This is a genomic window from Prauserella alba (assembly GCF_024171735.1).
GTDB lineage: Bacteria > Actinomycetota > Actinomycetes > Mycobacteriales > Pseudonocardiaceae > Prauserella > Prauserella alba.
This window is the reverse complement of the sequence record NZ_JAMTCH010000007.1, coordinates 159,598-174,828: the sequence shown is the minus strand read 5'-3', so window position 1 is coordinate 174,828 and position 15,231 is coordinate 159,598. Positions and strand designations below refer to the sequence as shown.

At 69.6% G+C, this 15,231-nt stretch carries 14 protein-coding genes; 7 read left to right on the top strand and 7 right to left on the bottom strand.

What is annotated here, in order from left to right; translation table 11 throughout:
- Positions 1–105: 105 nt before the first annotated feature.
- From LY12_RS22825 to LY12_RS22815, 3 genes are read left to right on the top strand one after another with little or no spacing between them, the layout of a single operon-like run.
- Positions 106–1,305: a sensor histidine kinase gene (locus tag LY12_RS22825; RefSeq protein ID WP_253859511.1), complete on the top strand. Its 1,200-nt coding sequence runs from the start codon at positions 106–108 to the stop codon at positions 1,303–1,305.
- Positions 1,306–1,983, top strand: a complete 678-nt coding sequence (locus LY12_RS22820; protein ID WP_253859510.1) for a response regulator transcription factor — start codon at positions 1,306–1,308, stop codon at positions 1,981–1,983.
- Positions 1,984–2,009: 26 nt separating this feature from the next.
- Positions 2,010–2,714 (top strand): dienelactone hydrolase family protein, encoded by a 705-nt coding sequence (locus LY12_RS22815; RefSeq protein WP_253859509.1) that lies wholly within the window; start codon positions 2,010–2,012, stop codon positions 2,712–2,714.
- 115 nt (positions 2,715–2,829) lie between these two features.
- Here LY12_RS22815 and LY12_RS22810 read toward each other — a convergent pair whose 3' ends face one another.
- From LY12_RS22810 to LY12_RS22790, 5 genes are all read right to left on the bottom strand, one after another.
- Entirely contained in the window at positions 2,830–3,279 is a 450-nt protein-coding gene (locus LY12_RS22810) for a heat shock protein transcriptional repressor HspR (RefSeq protein ID WP_301303080.1), read from the bottom strand.
- On the bottom strand, positions 3,279–4,481 hold the full coding sequence (gene dnaJ, locus LY12_RS22805) for a molecular chaperone DnaJ (RefSeq protein ID WP_253859508.1): 1,203 nt from the start codon (positions 4,479–4,481) through the stop codon (positions 3,279–3,281). The genes LY12_RS22810 and dnaJ overlap by 1 nt, the downstream gene beginning before the upstream one ends.
- Before the next feature lie 27 nt (positions 4,482–4,508).
- Positions 4,509–5,276: a nucleotide exchange factor GrpE gene (gene grpE / locus LY12_RS22800; RefSeq protein ID WP_253859507.1), complete on the bottom strand. Its 768-nt coding sequence runs from the start codon at positions 5,274–5,276 to the stop codon at positions 4,509–4,511.
- Entirely contained in the window at positions 5,273–7,150 is a 1,878-nt protein-coding gene (gene dnaK / locus LY12_RS22795) for a molecular chaperone DnaK (protein WP_253859506.1), read from the bottom strand. The genes grpE and dnaK overlap by 4 nt, the downstream gene beginning before the upstream one ends.
- Before the next feature lie 281 nt (positions 7,151–7,431).
- Positions 7,432–8,214, bottom strand: a complete 783-nt coding sequence (locus tag LY12_RS22790; RefSeq protein ID WP_253859505.1) for a DUF4097 family beta strand repeat-containing protein — start codon at positions 8,212–8,214, stop codon at positions 7,432–7,434.
- A 276-nt stretch (positions 8,215–8,490) separates the two neighbouring features.
- Here LY12_RS22790 and LY12_RS22785 point away from each other — a divergent pair, with 276 nt between their 5' ends.
- The gene (locus tag LY12_RS22785; RefSeq protein WP_253859504.1) at positions 8,491–9,039 is read left to right on the top strand and encodes a YbhB/YbcL family Raf kinase inhibitor-like protein; all 549 of its coding nucleotides are present in this window, start codon (positions 8,491–8,493) and stop codon (positions 9,037–9,039) included.
- Between the two features lie 372 nt (positions 9,040–9,411).
- Here LY12_RS22785 and LY12_RS22780 read toward each other — a convergent pair whose 3' ends face one another.
- Both LY12_RS22780 and LY12_RS22775 read right to left on the bottom strand, forming a co-directional pair.
- On the bottom strand, positions 9,412–9,975 hold the full coding sequence (locus tag LY12_RS22780; protein ID WP_183647948.1) for a TetR/AcrR family transcriptional regulator: 564 nt from the start codon (positions 9,973–9,975) through the stop codon (positions 9,412–9,414).
- Complete coding sequence (locus LY12_RS22775; RefSeq protein WP_253859503.1) at positions 9,972–10,298, bottom strand: DMT family transporter; 327 nt, start codon at positions 10,296–10,298, stop codon at positions 9,972–9,974. Before LY12_RS22775 ends, LY12_RS22780 begins: the two co-directional genes overlap by 4 nt.
- A 160-nt stretch (positions 10,299–10,458) precedes the next feature.
- On the opposite strand from LY12_RS22775, the gene LY12_RS22770 reads away from it, so the two are divergent.
- The 3 genes from LY12_RS22770 (at position 10,459) to LY12_RS22760 (ending at position 15,169) form a co-directional block, all read left to right on the top strand.
- Positions 10,459–12,762 (top strand): (Fe-S)-binding protein, encoded by a 2,304-nt coding sequence (locus LY12_RS22770; protein WP_253859502.1) that lies wholly within the window; start codon positions 10,459–10,461, stop codon positions 12,760–12,762.
- 189 nt (positions 12,763–12,951) lie between these two features.
- The gene (locus tag LY12_RS22765) at positions 12,952–13,557 is read left to right on the top strand and encodes a TetR/AcrR family transcriptional regulator (RefSeq protein WP_253859501.1); all 606 of its coding nucleotides are present in this window, start codon (positions 12,952–12,954) and stop codon (positions 13,555–13,557) included.
- Positions 13,541–15,169 (top strand): acyl-CoA dehydrogenase family protein, encoded by a 1,629-nt coding sequence (locus LY12_RS22760; RefSeq protein WP_253859500.1) that lies wholly within the window; start codon positions 13,541–13,543, stop codon positions 15,167–15,169. The genes LY12_RS22765 and LY12_RS22760 overlap by 17 nt, the downstream gene beginning before the upstream one ends.
- Positions 15,170–15,231: the final 62 nt, after the last annotated feature.

Below are 15,231 nucleotides of genomic sequence, written 5' to 3'. Positions count from 1 at the left end.
GACCTTCCTCGACCCGCGTCGAAGGCTCGGGTCCGACCCAGGTCTGTTCCGGCATCATCCTCGCGGCCGCTGCGCGGGATATCGCGTGAGGCGATACTGACCGGGATGATCACCGACGCCGCGCCCCGGCTCAGCCCGCCGCAGCAAGTGTGGCGGCTCCTCGCGGGCGCCGCGATCGGTGCACTCCTGTGGGTCGTATCAGGCATCCAGCTGGCGCAGCAGTACTCGGCGGGACCGGACACCTGGTTCTACACCGGCGATCCGCTCGTGGGGCTCGCATGCCTGGCTGCCCTCATGTGGCGGAGGCGGTTCCCACTCACGGTGGCGCTGGCGACCACCCTCGCGTCGGTGGTCTCGACCGCCGCCGCCGCTGCCGCGCTACTGGCGCTGTGTTCGCTCGCCACCCGCCGGCGCCCGTCGGAGATCGCCGTGGTGCTGCTCGTCTCGGCCACCGCGTCGCAAGCTCACGTCGAGTTCCGCATGGCGGGCACACTGAACGGTCCACTGTGGCTCCAGATCCTGCTCGCCGTGCTGGTCGCCGGAATCGCCGCGGCCGTCGGCGTGGCGATAGGTGCCCGCCGGACGGAGCTGCACTCGCTGCAGCACAGGGCGGAGAGCGCGGAGCGGGAGCAGCTCGCGCGAGCGGAGCAGGCCCGTGCCCGGGAACGGAATCGCATCGCCCGCGAGATGCACGACGTGCTCGCACATCGGATCTCCCTGGTCGCCATGCAAGCCGGAGTTCTCGACCACCGGGCCGACCTGTCTGCCGACGATCGACGAGCCATGGTCCGCGGTATCGCCGACGGCGCGCACCGGGCACTGGAGGAACTGCGCGACGTGCTCGGTGTGCTCCGTGCCGATCCGGGCCGGCCGGAGCAGCCGCAACCCACCGTCGAGAACGTCCCGGACCTGGTGGCCGACGCTCGCGCATCCGGACTGGACGTCACGTGGACGACCACTGTGCGGGGCACGCCGCCGCAGACCATCGGCAGAGCCTGTTACCGGGTCGTCCAGGAAGGACTGACCAACGCCGCAACCCACGCTCCCGGTGCTGCCGTGCAGATCAGCGCAGGGGGAGCGGAAGGCGACGAACTGCGGATCAGCGTCGGAAACTCACCGGCCACCGGCGTGCGCGCACGAAAGCCGGAGTCTCCAAAGCCGGAGTCGGGCTTCGGCCTGCTCGGTCTGGCCGAACGCATCACGCTGCTGGGCGGCCAACTCGACCACCGCCACAACGCTGATGGTGGATATCTTCTCGCTGCGCGCCTGCCCTGGCCGCGTCCCGACGACGAAACGAGGTCCTGAGTGGACGACGAACGGGATCCGGTTCGGATCGTCGTCGTCGACGACGACCAACTGGTGCGCATGGCGTTGCGCCTCGTGCTCGACGGCGAGCCGGACCTCACGGTGGTCGCCGAAGCGGCCGACGGCGACGCCGCGATCACCGCGGTGGAGCAGCACCGGCCGGACGTCGTGCTGATGGACGTCCGGATGCCCGGCCGGGACGGGATCAGCGCCACCGATGCCATCCTGGGCCGCTCCGCGCCGCCCCGAGTGCTCGTGCTCACCACCTTCGATTCGGACGATTTCGTGCTCGGTGCCTTGCGTGCCGGCGCTCTCGGGTTCGTGCTCAAGGACACGCCGCCCGCGCAGATCGTCGATGCGATACGAACCGTCGCCGCGGGTGACCCGGCACTGTCGCCCGCGGCGACCGCTCGGCTGATCGCGGCGGCCACCGGACCCCGGTCGCCGGAGGCCAGGCGCTCCGTCCAGGCAGCCGCGGCCGGGAAGCTGGCCACGCTGACCGCGCGGGAACTCGACACTGCCAGGGCCATCGCGGACGGCCTCGGCAACGCCGAGATCGCCGCGCGGCTGCACGTCAGCGTCGCGACCGTCAAGGCACACATCGGAAACGTGCTCGGCAAACTCGCGGTCGAGAACCGCGTCCAGATCGCGCTCGTCGTGCGTGACGCGGAAGACTGACCACCGAATCCGACCGAGGAGGACCCGTGGAGACAACGATCGAGGTCACCGGCGGCACCATCGACGCCTACCTCGCCGAGCCGCAATCCGACGTCGCCGGATCGGGGCCGTGGCCGGGCGTCGTTGTCGTGCACGACGTGTTCGGCCTGACGCGGGACACTCGCCTCATCACCGAGCGCTTCGCCACCGCGGGCTTCGTCTCACTCGCGCCCGATCTCTACTCGCGCGGCGGGCTGGTCCGATGTGTCCGGTCGGTGTTCCGCGCAATGCTGGCGGGCCGGGGCAGGGCGTTCGACGACCTCGAAGCGGCGCGCCGCACCCTCGCCGAACGCGCCGACTGCAACGGCCGCGTGGGCATCGTGGGATTCTGCCTGGGCGGCGGGTTCGCACTGGTGGCAGCCGGCGGCGAATTCGATGCCTCGGCGCCGTACTACGGGCAGCTGCCCGGGGACATGTCCGTACTCGACGACGCGTGCCCGGTGGTCGCCAGCTTCGGCGGGAAGGACCCGACGTTGAAGGGCGCCGCGGACGAGCTCGAAACCGCACTCACCGCTCGCAGCGTTCCGCACGACGTCAAGGAGTATCCACAGGCCCGGCACAGCTTCGCCAACCAGCTGCCGCTCGGCCCGTTCAATCTCGTCGCCCGCATCAGCGGCTTCGGCTACGACCACGAGGCCAGCGAGGATTCGTGGCGCCGGGTGCTCGCATTCTTCGGCAAGCACCTGCGCTGAGTCGACAGCCCCACGGCCCCGGAACCCGCAACACGCGCCCCGGAATCCGCAACACGGGCCCCCGAATGCACAACACGCGGTGCCGGGTGCAGCCGCGCCGCCACGGAAACGGGCGTCAGCGCTTCGGCTTGCCCGGTTTCCAGACGACCACGGCGTTCTGCTTCCGGAACGGCACCAGGTCCTTGCGGTAGGACGCGTGCACGGCGGCGGCCGCCTGCTCGGCCGCCGCGTAGGCCGACGACAGTTCCTCCGCGAGTTCCGTCACGCGGGCCTGCAGCGCCTCGACCTGGTTCTCCAGCTCGATGATCCGCTTGATACCCGCGAGGTTGACGCCCTCGTCCTGTGACAACCGCTGCACCTCGCGCAGCTGGGCGATGTCACGCATGGAGTAGCGCCTGCCGCCGCCGGTCGTACGGCCGGGCGAGACGAGTCCCATCCGGTCGTACGACCGCAGCGTCTGCGCATGCAGCCCCGACAGCTGCGCCGCGACGGAGATCACGAAGACGGGAGTGTCCTCGTCGGCGCCGTACGGCATGCCGAACCCCGGCGAACCTGAACCGAACATCACTCACCTCTGTCGCGCAACAGCGCAGTGATCTCGGGTCGCGGATCGTGCCTTGCGACCGCATCGGCGTACTTCTCGAGTGCTGCCTTCGCTTCGTCGTCGACCTTCGAGGGCACGACGACCTGGAGCGTAACGAGGAGATCGCCCTGGGAGCCATCCCGTTTGGCGATTCCCTTGCCGCGCACCCGCAGCACGCGCCCGCTGGCCGTGCCCGCCGGCACGCGCACGGACACCTTCGAATCGAGCGTCGGCACGGTCAGCGTGGTGCCGAGCGCCAGCTCCGTGAACTCCACGGGGAGGGTGATCGTCAGGTCGTTGCCGGACCTGCCGAACACGTCGTCGGCACGCACGTGCACGCGGACGAACAGGTCGCCTGCGGACGCGCCGCCCTTGCCCGGTTCGCCCTGCCCTGCCAGGCGGATCTTCTGGCCGTCGTCGACGCCGGGTGGGATCCGCACCGTGAGCGTGCGCGTCCGCGTGGACACGCCCTCACCGGTGCACTCCGGGCAGGGGTCGTCGATCTGCTGCCCGCTGCCACGACAGTCGGGGCACGGTTCGGAGAACGCGAACGCACCCTGGTTGCGATTGACGAGCCCCGCTCCCGAGCACGTCGGGCAGGTCCGCGGGGACGTGCCGGGCCGGGCGCCGTTACCGCCGCACGTACCGCACGTCGCGGGGCTCGACAGTCGCAGCGGCAGCGTCGCGCCCCTGACCGCCTCGGCGAAGTCGATCCGCACGTCGGTCTCGACGTCGCTGCCACGCTGGCCACGCTGCGCGCCCGCGGCGCCGCCCCTGCGGCCGAACAGGTTGCCGAGCATGTCGCCCAGTCCGCCGAAGCCGCCCGCCTGGCCGCCGCCCTGGCCGAAGATGTCGCCCAGATCGAATCCGCCGGCACCGCCGGGACCACCCGGACCGCCGGGGCCGCCACCGGGGAAACCGCCGAAGCCGCCACCGGTACGGCCGGAGCCGAACAGGGCGCGCGCCTCGTCGTACTCCTTGCGCTTGTCCGCATCGGACAGCACGCCGTAGGCCTCCGAGACGGCCTTGAACTTCTTCTCCGCCTCGGCGTTGCCGGGGTTGGCGTCGGGGTGGTTCTCCCGCGCCAGCTTCCGGTACGCCTTCTTGATCTCGTCCGTGGAAGCGTCGGAGGAGACGCCCAGCTCACGGTAGAAGTCCTTGTCGAGCCACTCCCGAGCGCTCATCGGGCGTCTCCTCCTTTCCGCTTGTCGTCAGTTCCGTTGCTCATCGCCGTCGATGGGGAGCTCACCTTCGACCGGTGGGTCGATCGGTGCGTCCGCACCGGGCACCTCCGCACCCGGCTGCGAGGCCGCCACAGCATCCGACTCGGCCGGACCGGCGTCGGCGGGTGCCTCGCCGGGTTCGTGGTCGGTGACGGCCACGAGCGCAGCCCGGAGCACGCGGTCACCGAACCGGTAGCCGCGCCGCAGCACGGTCGTCACGGTCGGACCGGACACCTCCGGCGACGTGTCGTGCTGCACCGCCTCGTGCACGCTCGGGTCGAACTCGTCGCCCTCGACGCCGAACGGTTCCAGACCGGCCTTCTCCAGCGCCTCGACCAGCTTGTCCGCCACCGCCTTGAACGCGCCGGTCAGGTCGCCGTGCTGGGCGGCCCGCTCGACGTCGTCCAGCAGCGGCAGCAGGTCGCCGGCCAGCGACGCCTTGCCCGAAGCCGCGAGCTGCTCCCGCTCCTTGTCGGCACGCCTGCGGTAGTTGGCGTACTCGGCCTGGACGCGCTGCAGGTCCGCGGTGCGTTCCTCCAGCTGCTTGGCCAGTTCCGACTCCGCGTCGGGCGCGGCCTGCTCGGCCTCGTCCGCCGCCCCGCCGATCTCCGTACCCGCGAGATCACCCGCCGGCACCTCGACAGCCTCGCCGTCCTCGGGATCGCGCAGGTCACCCGACTCCGGGTCGACCTTGCGGCGATCCCGCACGACGACCGGCTCCTCTTCCCGGACTTCGGTCTCGTCCCGCTCGGTCACTTCTTGTCGTCCTCGTCGACGATCTCGGCGTCCACGACGTCGTCGTCGGCCTTGGCGGACCCGGTGTCCGCACCCGTGCCGGCGCCCGCCGCTCCTGCCGCACCGGCGTCGGCACCGGCCGCGCCCTCGGCGCCCGCGTTGGCGTACAGCGCCTGGCCGAGCTCCTGCGAGACCGTGTTCAGGTTCTCGACGGACTCCTTGACCTTGGCGATGTCGTCGCCCTTGAGCGCCTCGTTGGTCTCCTCGATCGCCGACTTGACCTTGGTCTTGAGCTCGTCCGGCAACTTGTCCTCGTTGTCGGTCACGAACTTCTCGGTCTGGTAGGAGAGCGTCTCCGCCTGATTGCGGGTCTCCGCCTCCTCACGGCGCCGCTGGTCCTCCTCGGCGTGCGCCTCGGCGTCCTTGACCATCTGGTCGATGTCCTCCTGCGGCAGCGCGGAGCCGCCGGTGATGGTCATCGACTGTTCCTTGTTGGTGCCGAGGTCCTTCGCCGTGACGTGCACGATGCCGTTGGCGTCGATGTCGAAGGAGACCTCGATCTGCGGCACCCCGCGCGGCGCGGGCGGCAGGCCCGTCAGCTCGAACATGCCGAGCTTCTTGTTGTGCGCGGCGATCTCGCGCTCACCCTGGAACACCTGGATCTGCACCGACGGCTGGTTGTCGTCGGCCGTCGAGAAGATCTCGCTGCGCTTGGTCGGGATCGTCGTGTTGCGCTCGATGAGCTTGGTGAACACGCCACCCTTGGTCTCGATGCCGAGCGAAAGCGGCGTGACGTCCAGCAGCAGGACGTCCTTGACCTCGCCCTTGAGCACACCGGCCTGCAGACCGGCACCGACGGCGACGACCTCGTCCGGGTTGACGCCCTTGTTCGGCTCCTTGCCGCCGGTCAGTTCCGTGACCAGCTCGGTCACGGCCGGCATGCGCGTGGAACCGCCGACCAGCACGACGTGGTCGATCTCGCCGACCGAGATGCCGGCGTCGCGCACCACGTTGTTGAACGGGTTGCGCGCACGCTCGAGCAGGTCGGAGGTGATGCGCTGGAACTCGGCACGCGAGAGCGTCTCGTCGAGGAACAGCGGGTTCTTGTCCGCGTCGACCGTGATGTACGGCAGGTTGATGCTGGCGGTCGAGGAGCTGGAGAGCTCGATCTTCGCCTTCTCCGCGGCCTCCTTGATGCGCTGGAGCGCCATGCGGTCCTTGGTCAGGTCGATGCCGTTGGACGCCTTGAACTTGTCCACCAGCCAGTCGACGATGCGCTCGTCCCAGTCGTCACCGCCGAGGTGGTTGTCACCGCTGGTGGCGCGGACCTCGACGACACCCTCGCCGATCTCCAGCAGCGAGACGTCGAACGTGCCGCCACCGAGGTCGAACACCAGGATGGTCTGTTCCTTCTCGCCCTTGTCGAGGCCGTAGGCCAGCGCGGCCGCGGTCGGCTCGTTGACGATGCGCAGGACGTTCAGGCCCGCGATCTGGCCGGCCTCCTTCGTGGCCTGGCGCTGGGCGTCCTCGAAGTACGCCGGGACGGTGATGACCGCGTCGGTCACCTCGTCACCCAGGTAGGACTCGGCGTCGCGCTTGAGCTTCATCAGCACGCGCGCGCTGATCTCCTGGGCGGTGTAGGCCTTGTCGTCGACCTCGGTCTTCCAGTCGGTGCCCATGTGCCGCTTGACCGACCGGATCGTCCTGTCGACGTTGGTGACGGCCTGGTTCTTGGCGGGCTGCCCCGTGAGCACTTCGCCGTTCTTGGCGAAGGCGACGATGGACGGGGTGGTACGTGCGCCCTCCGAGTTGGCGATGACCGTCGGCTCACCGCCCTCGAGCACGGAAACGACCGAGTTCGTCGTACCAAGGTCGATGCCGACCGCTCGCGCCATGTGTCTTTCCCTCCTACTGATCCTGTGGACACCCCACCGACCCGGCTGACCGGGTGACTCGGCGGATCACCGAGACCTGAGCGGGGCTCACTCAAGTTCTAACGCTACCGGTCGAGAGTCGTCAAGCCAGACTTGAGTGACGCCTACTCAACCTTTCTGCCAGCATAACGTCCGACCTGCGACGTTTGTTCCCGCGGCTGTCACAGCCGGCTGGTCGAGACAATTCATGACGAGCCCGGCCGGTCACGACCCCCTTCGACCGGCCCGACGACGGCGCACGGCTAGCGACGACGGACCGTGACGTCCCCGCTCCCCGTGTCGAGTGACAGCGTGTGGCGCGCGCCGGACGACGTGGCGACGTCGATCTCCCGCGAACCGCTGCCGCTGTCACCCTCGAGCCGATAATCGGCACGCGGCACCGTCAGCGCGATGTCCCCACTGCCCGTCGACGCCGTGACGCTGGCGGGGCGGTCCAGGTCGAGCGTGATCTCTCCCGAACCCGCCTCGGCCTCCACCGGCCCGGCCAGCCCGCGCCCGCTGATCCCGCCGGAGCCGGCATCGACGGTCACCGTGCCGCCGATGTTCGCGAGCTCGACGTGTCCCGACCCGGCATCCACGCGGGCGTCCCCCTCGACGTCCGAGATCCGCGCGCCGCCCGAACCCGCCTCGACGTCCAGCGACTCCGCACCCCTGACGTCGAGCTCACCGGAACCGAGGTCCCCCGAGACCGCCACCCCGCGCGGCACGACAAGCTCGTGCGTGGTCGTGCACCACGTGCCGCAGTCGGGCAGCGTCAGCACGTCGTCGTGCACCTCGAACGCAGGGTCGCCGTCGCCCCACCGGTAGGTCTTGGTCTCGACCACCCTCGCCGCCTCGACGTCGGCGGCACGGATGGTCACATCGCCCGCACCCTTGTCGAGCTCGATCCGCGCCACACCGCTCACCGACTGCCGATGCGTCACGGTCTCCTCGTCGAACACCCCGAACGCGATCGCCGCGCCCGCGCCGACGAACACCAGTCCGCCGATCGCCAGCACCGGGCGCCGAATTCGCGGAGCTGCCATGGACCCTCGATTCGCTATGCCGTGGTTGTGAGAACACTAGGCCCACCACACCGGCCCCGACATTGGGGCCAACCCCGATATGACCCTGATTCCGGCCGCGATTCCGACCGGCCGCGCCGCGCCCCGGGGCGGTGTGCGGCGCGCCCACCCTGACGCACCGCATCCGGCTGCATACCCTGGGGCCGACGTTGCCCCCAGGGGCACTTTGGTCGCACTCAGCGCCACCAAGGTGCCCCTGGGGGCTCCGCCCTGCCACCAGACCACGAGGAGCGTGAGATGGCCGACGCGCCGTTCAACTTCAACCCCTACGACTTCCTGCCGCAGGTGCCGAGCTTCGACGTGCGCAGCGACGACATCGCCGACGGCCAGGCGCTGCCGACCCCGCAGCTGTCCGGCCTGTTCGGCGCCGGAGGTGATGACACCTCGCCGCACCTGGCGTGGTCCGGCTTCCCCGACGGCACGAAGAGCTTCGTCGTGACCTGCTACGACCCGGATGCACCCACCGTGAGCGGCTTCTGGCACTGGGCGGTGTACAACATCCCGGCCTCGGTCACCGAACTGCCCACCGGCGCGGGCGACCCGAGCGGCGCGAACCTGCCTGCGGGCGCCAGGATGCTCACCACCGACGGCGGCGTCCGCCAGTACCTCGGCGCCGCACCGCCTCCCGGGCACGGCCCGCACCGCTACATCTTCGTGGTGCACGCATTGGACGTCGATTCGCTCGACATCCCCGACGAGTCGAGGCCCGCGTTCCTGTCGTTCAACATGTTCGGTCACACGCTGGGCCGTGCCACCCTCACCGGGCTCCACGAGAACAAGGGCTGACATCGTGTTGCGCTCCCCGGGGCCCGTGTTGCATTCCTGAGGGCTCGTGTTGCATTTCCCGGGGCTCGTGTTGCCGATTCCGGCGTGGCCGATTCTGGGGTGGGGATGCGTTGGGTTCGGTGCCCGCACATCCCGCTGCCGTGTCACGCCAACCGGTTCCGCAGACGGCGTTTCGCCCCACCGGGAGTCCAGCCGGTGGGGCGAACGCTGTGTCTGCGGCTCACGCCGGGTGGTCCCGGATACAGGAACGCACGCACACGAGGTGCAACACCGCCACCGGAATCCGCAATTCGGGTTCCGGAGAACGCAACACGGCCCCCTCAAGACGCAACACGGGCTCCGCAGCACGCAACACGGCCACGGCCGCGTGGGTCATCTCGGGTTGAGCAGGTAGTCGACGACCGGGCGGAGTTCCTCCTCGCCGGGCGGTTCGTCGTCGATGAGCCCTTGGATCAGCAGGCCGTCGATGCCGGCGAGGAACACGCGGAAGGCGACCTCGTCGTCGTGGCGCACCATCGAGGTGAGCACGTCGAGCCACCGCCGCGCGGCGGGGCGCAGCTCCGGTTTGCGCGCCGCCAGCAGATACAGCTCGTACTCGGCCATCGTCCGCCCTCGTTTCGGCCCGAGCGCCTCGGCCAGAAGTTTGGCGATCTCCTCCGCGCCGCGCCCTCGCCCGTGTGAGCGCGCGCGGTCGATCATCCAGTACACCTCGGTGGCCATGTCCCGCGCGCAGTCGATCAGCGTGGCCACCAGCAGGTCGTCGAGGGTGGCGAAGTGATACGTGGTCGACGTCGTCGGCACGCCCGCCTCCGCGGCCACCGTGCGGTGGGTGACGCCGGCGACGCCGTCGCGTTCGATCACCCGCAGCGTGGCCTCGATGATCTCGGTGCGCCGCTTCTCGCCGCGCGCCTTGCGACCGTCGACCTGCCGCTTCACGTCGCGCGCCCCGTTTCGAGCAGCACGACGCCGCCGATGACGAGTGCCAGCCCCGCGGCCATGGTCAGGTTCATCGGTTCGCCCAGGAAGGCCGCGCCGAGCAACGCCACGAGCGCGACACCGGCGGCCGCCCAGATCGCGTACGCCACCCCGACCGGCATACCGTGTTTCAACGCCTGCCCCAGCAGCACGAACGCCGTGCCGTACCCGACGATCACGGCGATCGACGGCAGCAGCCTGGAGAAACCCTCCGACAACTTCAACGACACGGTGCCGGCGACCTCGGCGACGATCGCTCCGGCGATCAACAAATATGCACCCACCCCGGTGAAGATACCTGAACGTTAGTCCCACTATTGGCGAGGTTTCTGCCACATCAGTGGGACTAGGGCGTCTCTTATCCATTACTCCTCAGTAGGCATCAACCGAGGAAGAGATACCCTCCCGACACCCACCACGAAGACCGAACCGAAAGGCCCGATCATGGGTGCATTGCAGATCACGCTCGGCGTGATCGGCGTTGCCGTCAGCATTGTCGCTTGGGGTGTGTTCGCCGCCGCCGTCGTCCGGCAGGTGCGCATCATCCGACTCGGGCAGCCGGACGGCACGCGCTACGGACCGTTCGCCCCGCGCCTCAAGACGCTGATCAAGGAGTTCGCGGCCCACACGCGGATGAACAAGTTCCGCCGCGTCGGGCCATGGCACTGGCTCGTGATGTGGGGCTTCCTGCTCGGCTCGCTGGCACTGTTCGAGGCCTACGGCGAGATCTTCGACCCGCATTTCGCGTGGCCGATCATCGGCCACTGGGCGCCGTGGCAACTGCTACTGGAGCTGCTGGGCATCGGCACCGTCGTCGGTGGTGTCGCACTGGCGATCATCCGCCAGGCCAACCACCCCCGCCGCGCCGACCGGCAGTCCCGGTTCCAGGGATCGGACTTCGCGGCCGCCTATTTCGTCGAGGCCGTGGTGGTCATCGAGGGTCTCGGCATCCTCGGCGTCAAGGCGTTCAAGATCTCCAGCGGCATCGAGGACCCGGCCCTGTGGTCGAGCTTCGTGACCCAGCCGCTCGCGCAGATCCTGCCGAGCGCCACCGCCGCCGTGTCGATCATGGCGCTGATCAAGCTGCTGTCGGGCATGATCTGGCTGGTCGTGGTCGGCCGGAACCTGACGATGGGTGTGGCCTGGCACCGGTTCAGCGCGTTCTTCAACATCTACTTCAAGCGCGAGGACGACGGCGGCGTCGCGCTGGGCAAGCTGAAGCCGATGATGAGCGGCGGCGAGCCGCTCGACTTCGAGGAGGCCGACCCGGAGAAGGACGTCTTCGGTGCCGGCCAGGTCGAGGACTTCAGCTGGAAGGGCTGGCTCGACTTCTCGACGTGCACCGAGTGCGGCCGCTGCCAGTCGCAGTGCCCGGCGTGGAACACGGGCAAACCGCTGTCGCCGAAGATGCTGATCACCCAGCTGCGCGACCACGCCTACGCCAAGGCGCCGTACCTGATGGCGGGCGGCAAGAAGGACATGGCAGGCGACGAGATCGGCCTGACCGGGGACGACCCGCACGCCGGCATCGACGTGCTGGCGCTGGCCGAGTCCGAGCGTGCACTGGTGGGCGACGCCGAGGCGAACGGCGTCATCGACCCGGACATGCTGTGGTCCTGCACCAACTGCGGTGCCTGCGTCGAGCAGTGCCCCGTGGACATCGAGCACGTCGACCACATCGTCGACATGCGCCGCTACCAGGTGATGATCGAGTCGAACTTCCCGACCGAGCTGAACTCGCTGTTCAAGAACCTGGAGAACAAGGGCAACCCGTGGGGCCAGAACGCCAAGGACCGCATGGCCTGGGCCGAGGACCTCGACTTCGAGGTGCCCGTGTTCGACGGCGAGTTCGGTGACACCGAGTACCTGTTCTGGGTCGGCTGCGCCGGTGCGTTCGAGGACCGCGCGAAGAAGACGACGCGTGCGGTGGCGGAGCTGCTGCACATGGCCGATGTGAAGTACACGGTGCTCGGGCCGGAGGAGACCTGCACCGGTGACCCGGCTCGCCGTGCGGGTAACGAGTTCGTGTTCCAGATGCTCGCGCAGCAGAACGTCGAGGTGCTGAACTCGGTGTTCGAGAACACCGAGCCCGCGAAGCGCAAGATCGTCGTCACGTGTGCGCACTGCTTCAACACACTCGCCAACGAGTACCCGGACCTCGGCGGCAACTACGAGGTCGTGCACCACACGCAGCTGCTCAACCGGCTGGTGCGGGAGAAGCGGCTGACGCCGATGGCGCCGGTCGCGCAGGACATCACGTACCACGACCCGTGCTTCCTCGGCCGCCACAACCAGGTGTACGAGGCGCCGCGTGAGCTCGTCGGTGCCGCGGGCGCGAACCTGCGTGAGATGCCGCGGCACGGCGACCGTTCGATGTGCTGCGGTGCCGGTGGTGCGCGCATGTGGATGGAAGAGCAGATCGGCAAGCGCATCAACGTCGAACGCGTCGACGAGGCGCTCGGCACGGCGCCGTCGAAGATCGCGACGGGCTGCCCGTTCTGCCGGGTGATGCTGAACGACGGCGTCACCTCGCGGCAGAGTGACGGCAGTGCGAGCGAGGACCTCGAGGTCGTCGACGTGTCGCAGCTGCTGTTGTCGGCGGTCAAGCGGGGCTCCGACAAGGAGCCGGTCGCGGTCGGCGCTCCGGAGGCCGAGGCCGGCGGTGAGGCCGAGCCGGACGGCAAGGCCGACACGGCAGGCGCGGCGGATGCCGCGAGCGAGAAGCCCGGTTCGACCGACGAGTCGTAACCAACGCGGGCAGCCGTAGCGGGCGCCGCACCGGACCTCCGGTGCGGCGCCCGTTCTCGTTTCGGCACCCACACACGTTCCGACCAGGGCGAGGCCGCTGCACGGGGACCCGGGCGGAGCGGGCCGCGGAAGTGCGTACCGCCACCGCGCCCCTTGCCTCAAGGTGTGAATGGTGGTTCACTACTTGTCATGGTGTACCGCCGCACCCCGAAGATCCAGGCACGCATGGACTCCCAGCGCGCCGCGATCCTCGACGCGGCCGTCGAGCTGCTCGCCACCCGCGGCTACGCGGGCTGTTCCGTGGCGGCGGTCGCCGAAGGCGCGGGCGTCGCCACCGGCAGCGTCTACCGGCACTTCGGCAACAAGGCGGAGCTGGTCGTCGAACTGTTCCGGCAGCTGGTGACGCGGGAGGTCGAGGCCGTGGAACGCGCCGCGCAACGGCCGGGGTCGGCGGGAGAGCGGGTCGTCGCCGTCGTCGACACGTTCGCCGCGCGCGCCCTCAAAGCACCACGCCTGGCGTACGCACTGCTCGCGGAACCCGTCGATGCACCGGTTGAGGCCGAACGCATCGTGTTCCGCCGCGCGTTCCGCGACGTCGTCGCGGCCCGGATCGGCGAGGGCGTACGTGACGGCACGCTACCTCCCCAGGAGGCGGCGCTCACCGCCGCCGCAGTCGTCGGCGCCGTCGCCGAGGTCATGATCGGACCGCTGACCTCGGGCGGAGAGGACGCCGTCGGCGAGCTGTCCACATTCACCCTGCGAGCTCTAGGAGTTCCCCATGCCGGCAACCCATGACGTGACGAACCAGGTGCCGCAGCTGACCGGCCACGATCTCGCCGACGACCCGACACTGCTGGCAGGCCTGGAACGTGAAGGTGCCGGCTGGGCCGCCGACGAGGTGCACGAACTGGGCACGCTCGCGGGCAGCGAGCGCGTGCAGGAGTGGGGCAGGCTGGTGAACGAGAATCCGCCCGTGCTGTGCACCCACGACCGCGTGGGCCACCGCGTCGACGAGGTGGAGTTCCACCCGCACTGGCACGACCTGATGGACGTGGCCGTCTCGCACGGGCTGCACGCGGCGCCGTGGCGGGACTCGCGACCCGGTGCACACGTGGCGCGGGCGGCGAAGTTCTACGTGTGGAGCCAGAACGAGGCGGGCCACACGTGCCCGATCTCGATGACGTACTCGGCTGTGCCGACGCTCCGGCACAGCCCGCAGCTCTCCGACGTGTACGAGCCATTGCTCGCGGCGCGCGAGTACGACTACGGCCTGCGCGTTCCGACGGGCAAGCGCGGCCTCATCGCCGGTATGTCGATGACGGAGAAGCAGGGCGGCTCCGACGTGCGCGCGAACACGACGACCGCGACTCCCGCCGGAGCGGGGGCATATGCACTGACCGGCCACAAGTGGTTCACCTCGGCACCGATGTCGGACGTGTTCCTCACGCTCGCGCAGGCGCCGGGTGGGCTGTCGTGTTTCCTGCTGCCGCGTGTACTTCCGGACGGTTCGCGTAACGCCATCCACCTGCAGCGACTCAAGGACAAGCTGGGCAACAAGTCCAACGCGTCGGCCGAGATCGAGTACGACGGGGCGTCCGGGTGGCTCGTCGGTGAGGAGGGCCGCGGGGTCCGCACGATCATCGAGATGGTGTCGAACACGCGGCTGGACTGCGTCATCGGCGGAGCGGCGGGCATGCGCTACGGCACGGTGCGGGCGGCGCACCACGCGCGGCACCGGTCGACCTTCGGCGCGAGGCTGGCCGACCATCCGGCGATGGCGAACGTGCTGGCGGATCTGGCCGTCGAGTCCGAGGCGGCCACGCTGGTGGCGATGCGGCTGGCCGGTGCGAGCGACCGCGCCGCTGCCGACGACGGTGAAGCGGCTTTCCGGCGGCTGGCGCTGGCGGTGACGAAGTACTGGGTGTGCAAGCGGGCGCCCGCACACGCCGCCGAGGCGCTGGAATGCCTTGGCGGCAACGGTTACGTGGAGGAGTCGGGTATGCCGCGGCTGTTCCGGGAGTCGCCGTTGTCGTCGATCTGGGAGGGTTCGGGCAACGTGGCGGCGCTGGACACGTTGCGCGCGATGGCGAAACAGCCGGACTCGGTGGAGGCGCTCGTCGCGGAGCTCGACGCGGCGTCCGGCGTGGACGGACGACTCGACGAGGCGATCGCGGGGGTACGCAAGGAACTCGCCGACCTGTCCGATGTGGAGTACCGCGCACGCAGGCTCGTGGAGCGGCTCGCGCTGGTGCTGCAGGGTTCGTTGCTGGTACGTCACGGCGACGAGGCGGTGGCGGACGCCTTCTGCGCGTCGCGGCTGGCCGGCGACTGGGGCGCGGCGTTCGGCACCCTGCCCACGGGTGTCGACACGACCCGCATCCTGAGCCGCATCACCCCGACCGAGTGACCACCCGTCCGAGTGAGGCCTTCGTGCCCCCAAGGGCACTTTGGTTGCGTTGAGAGCGCCCA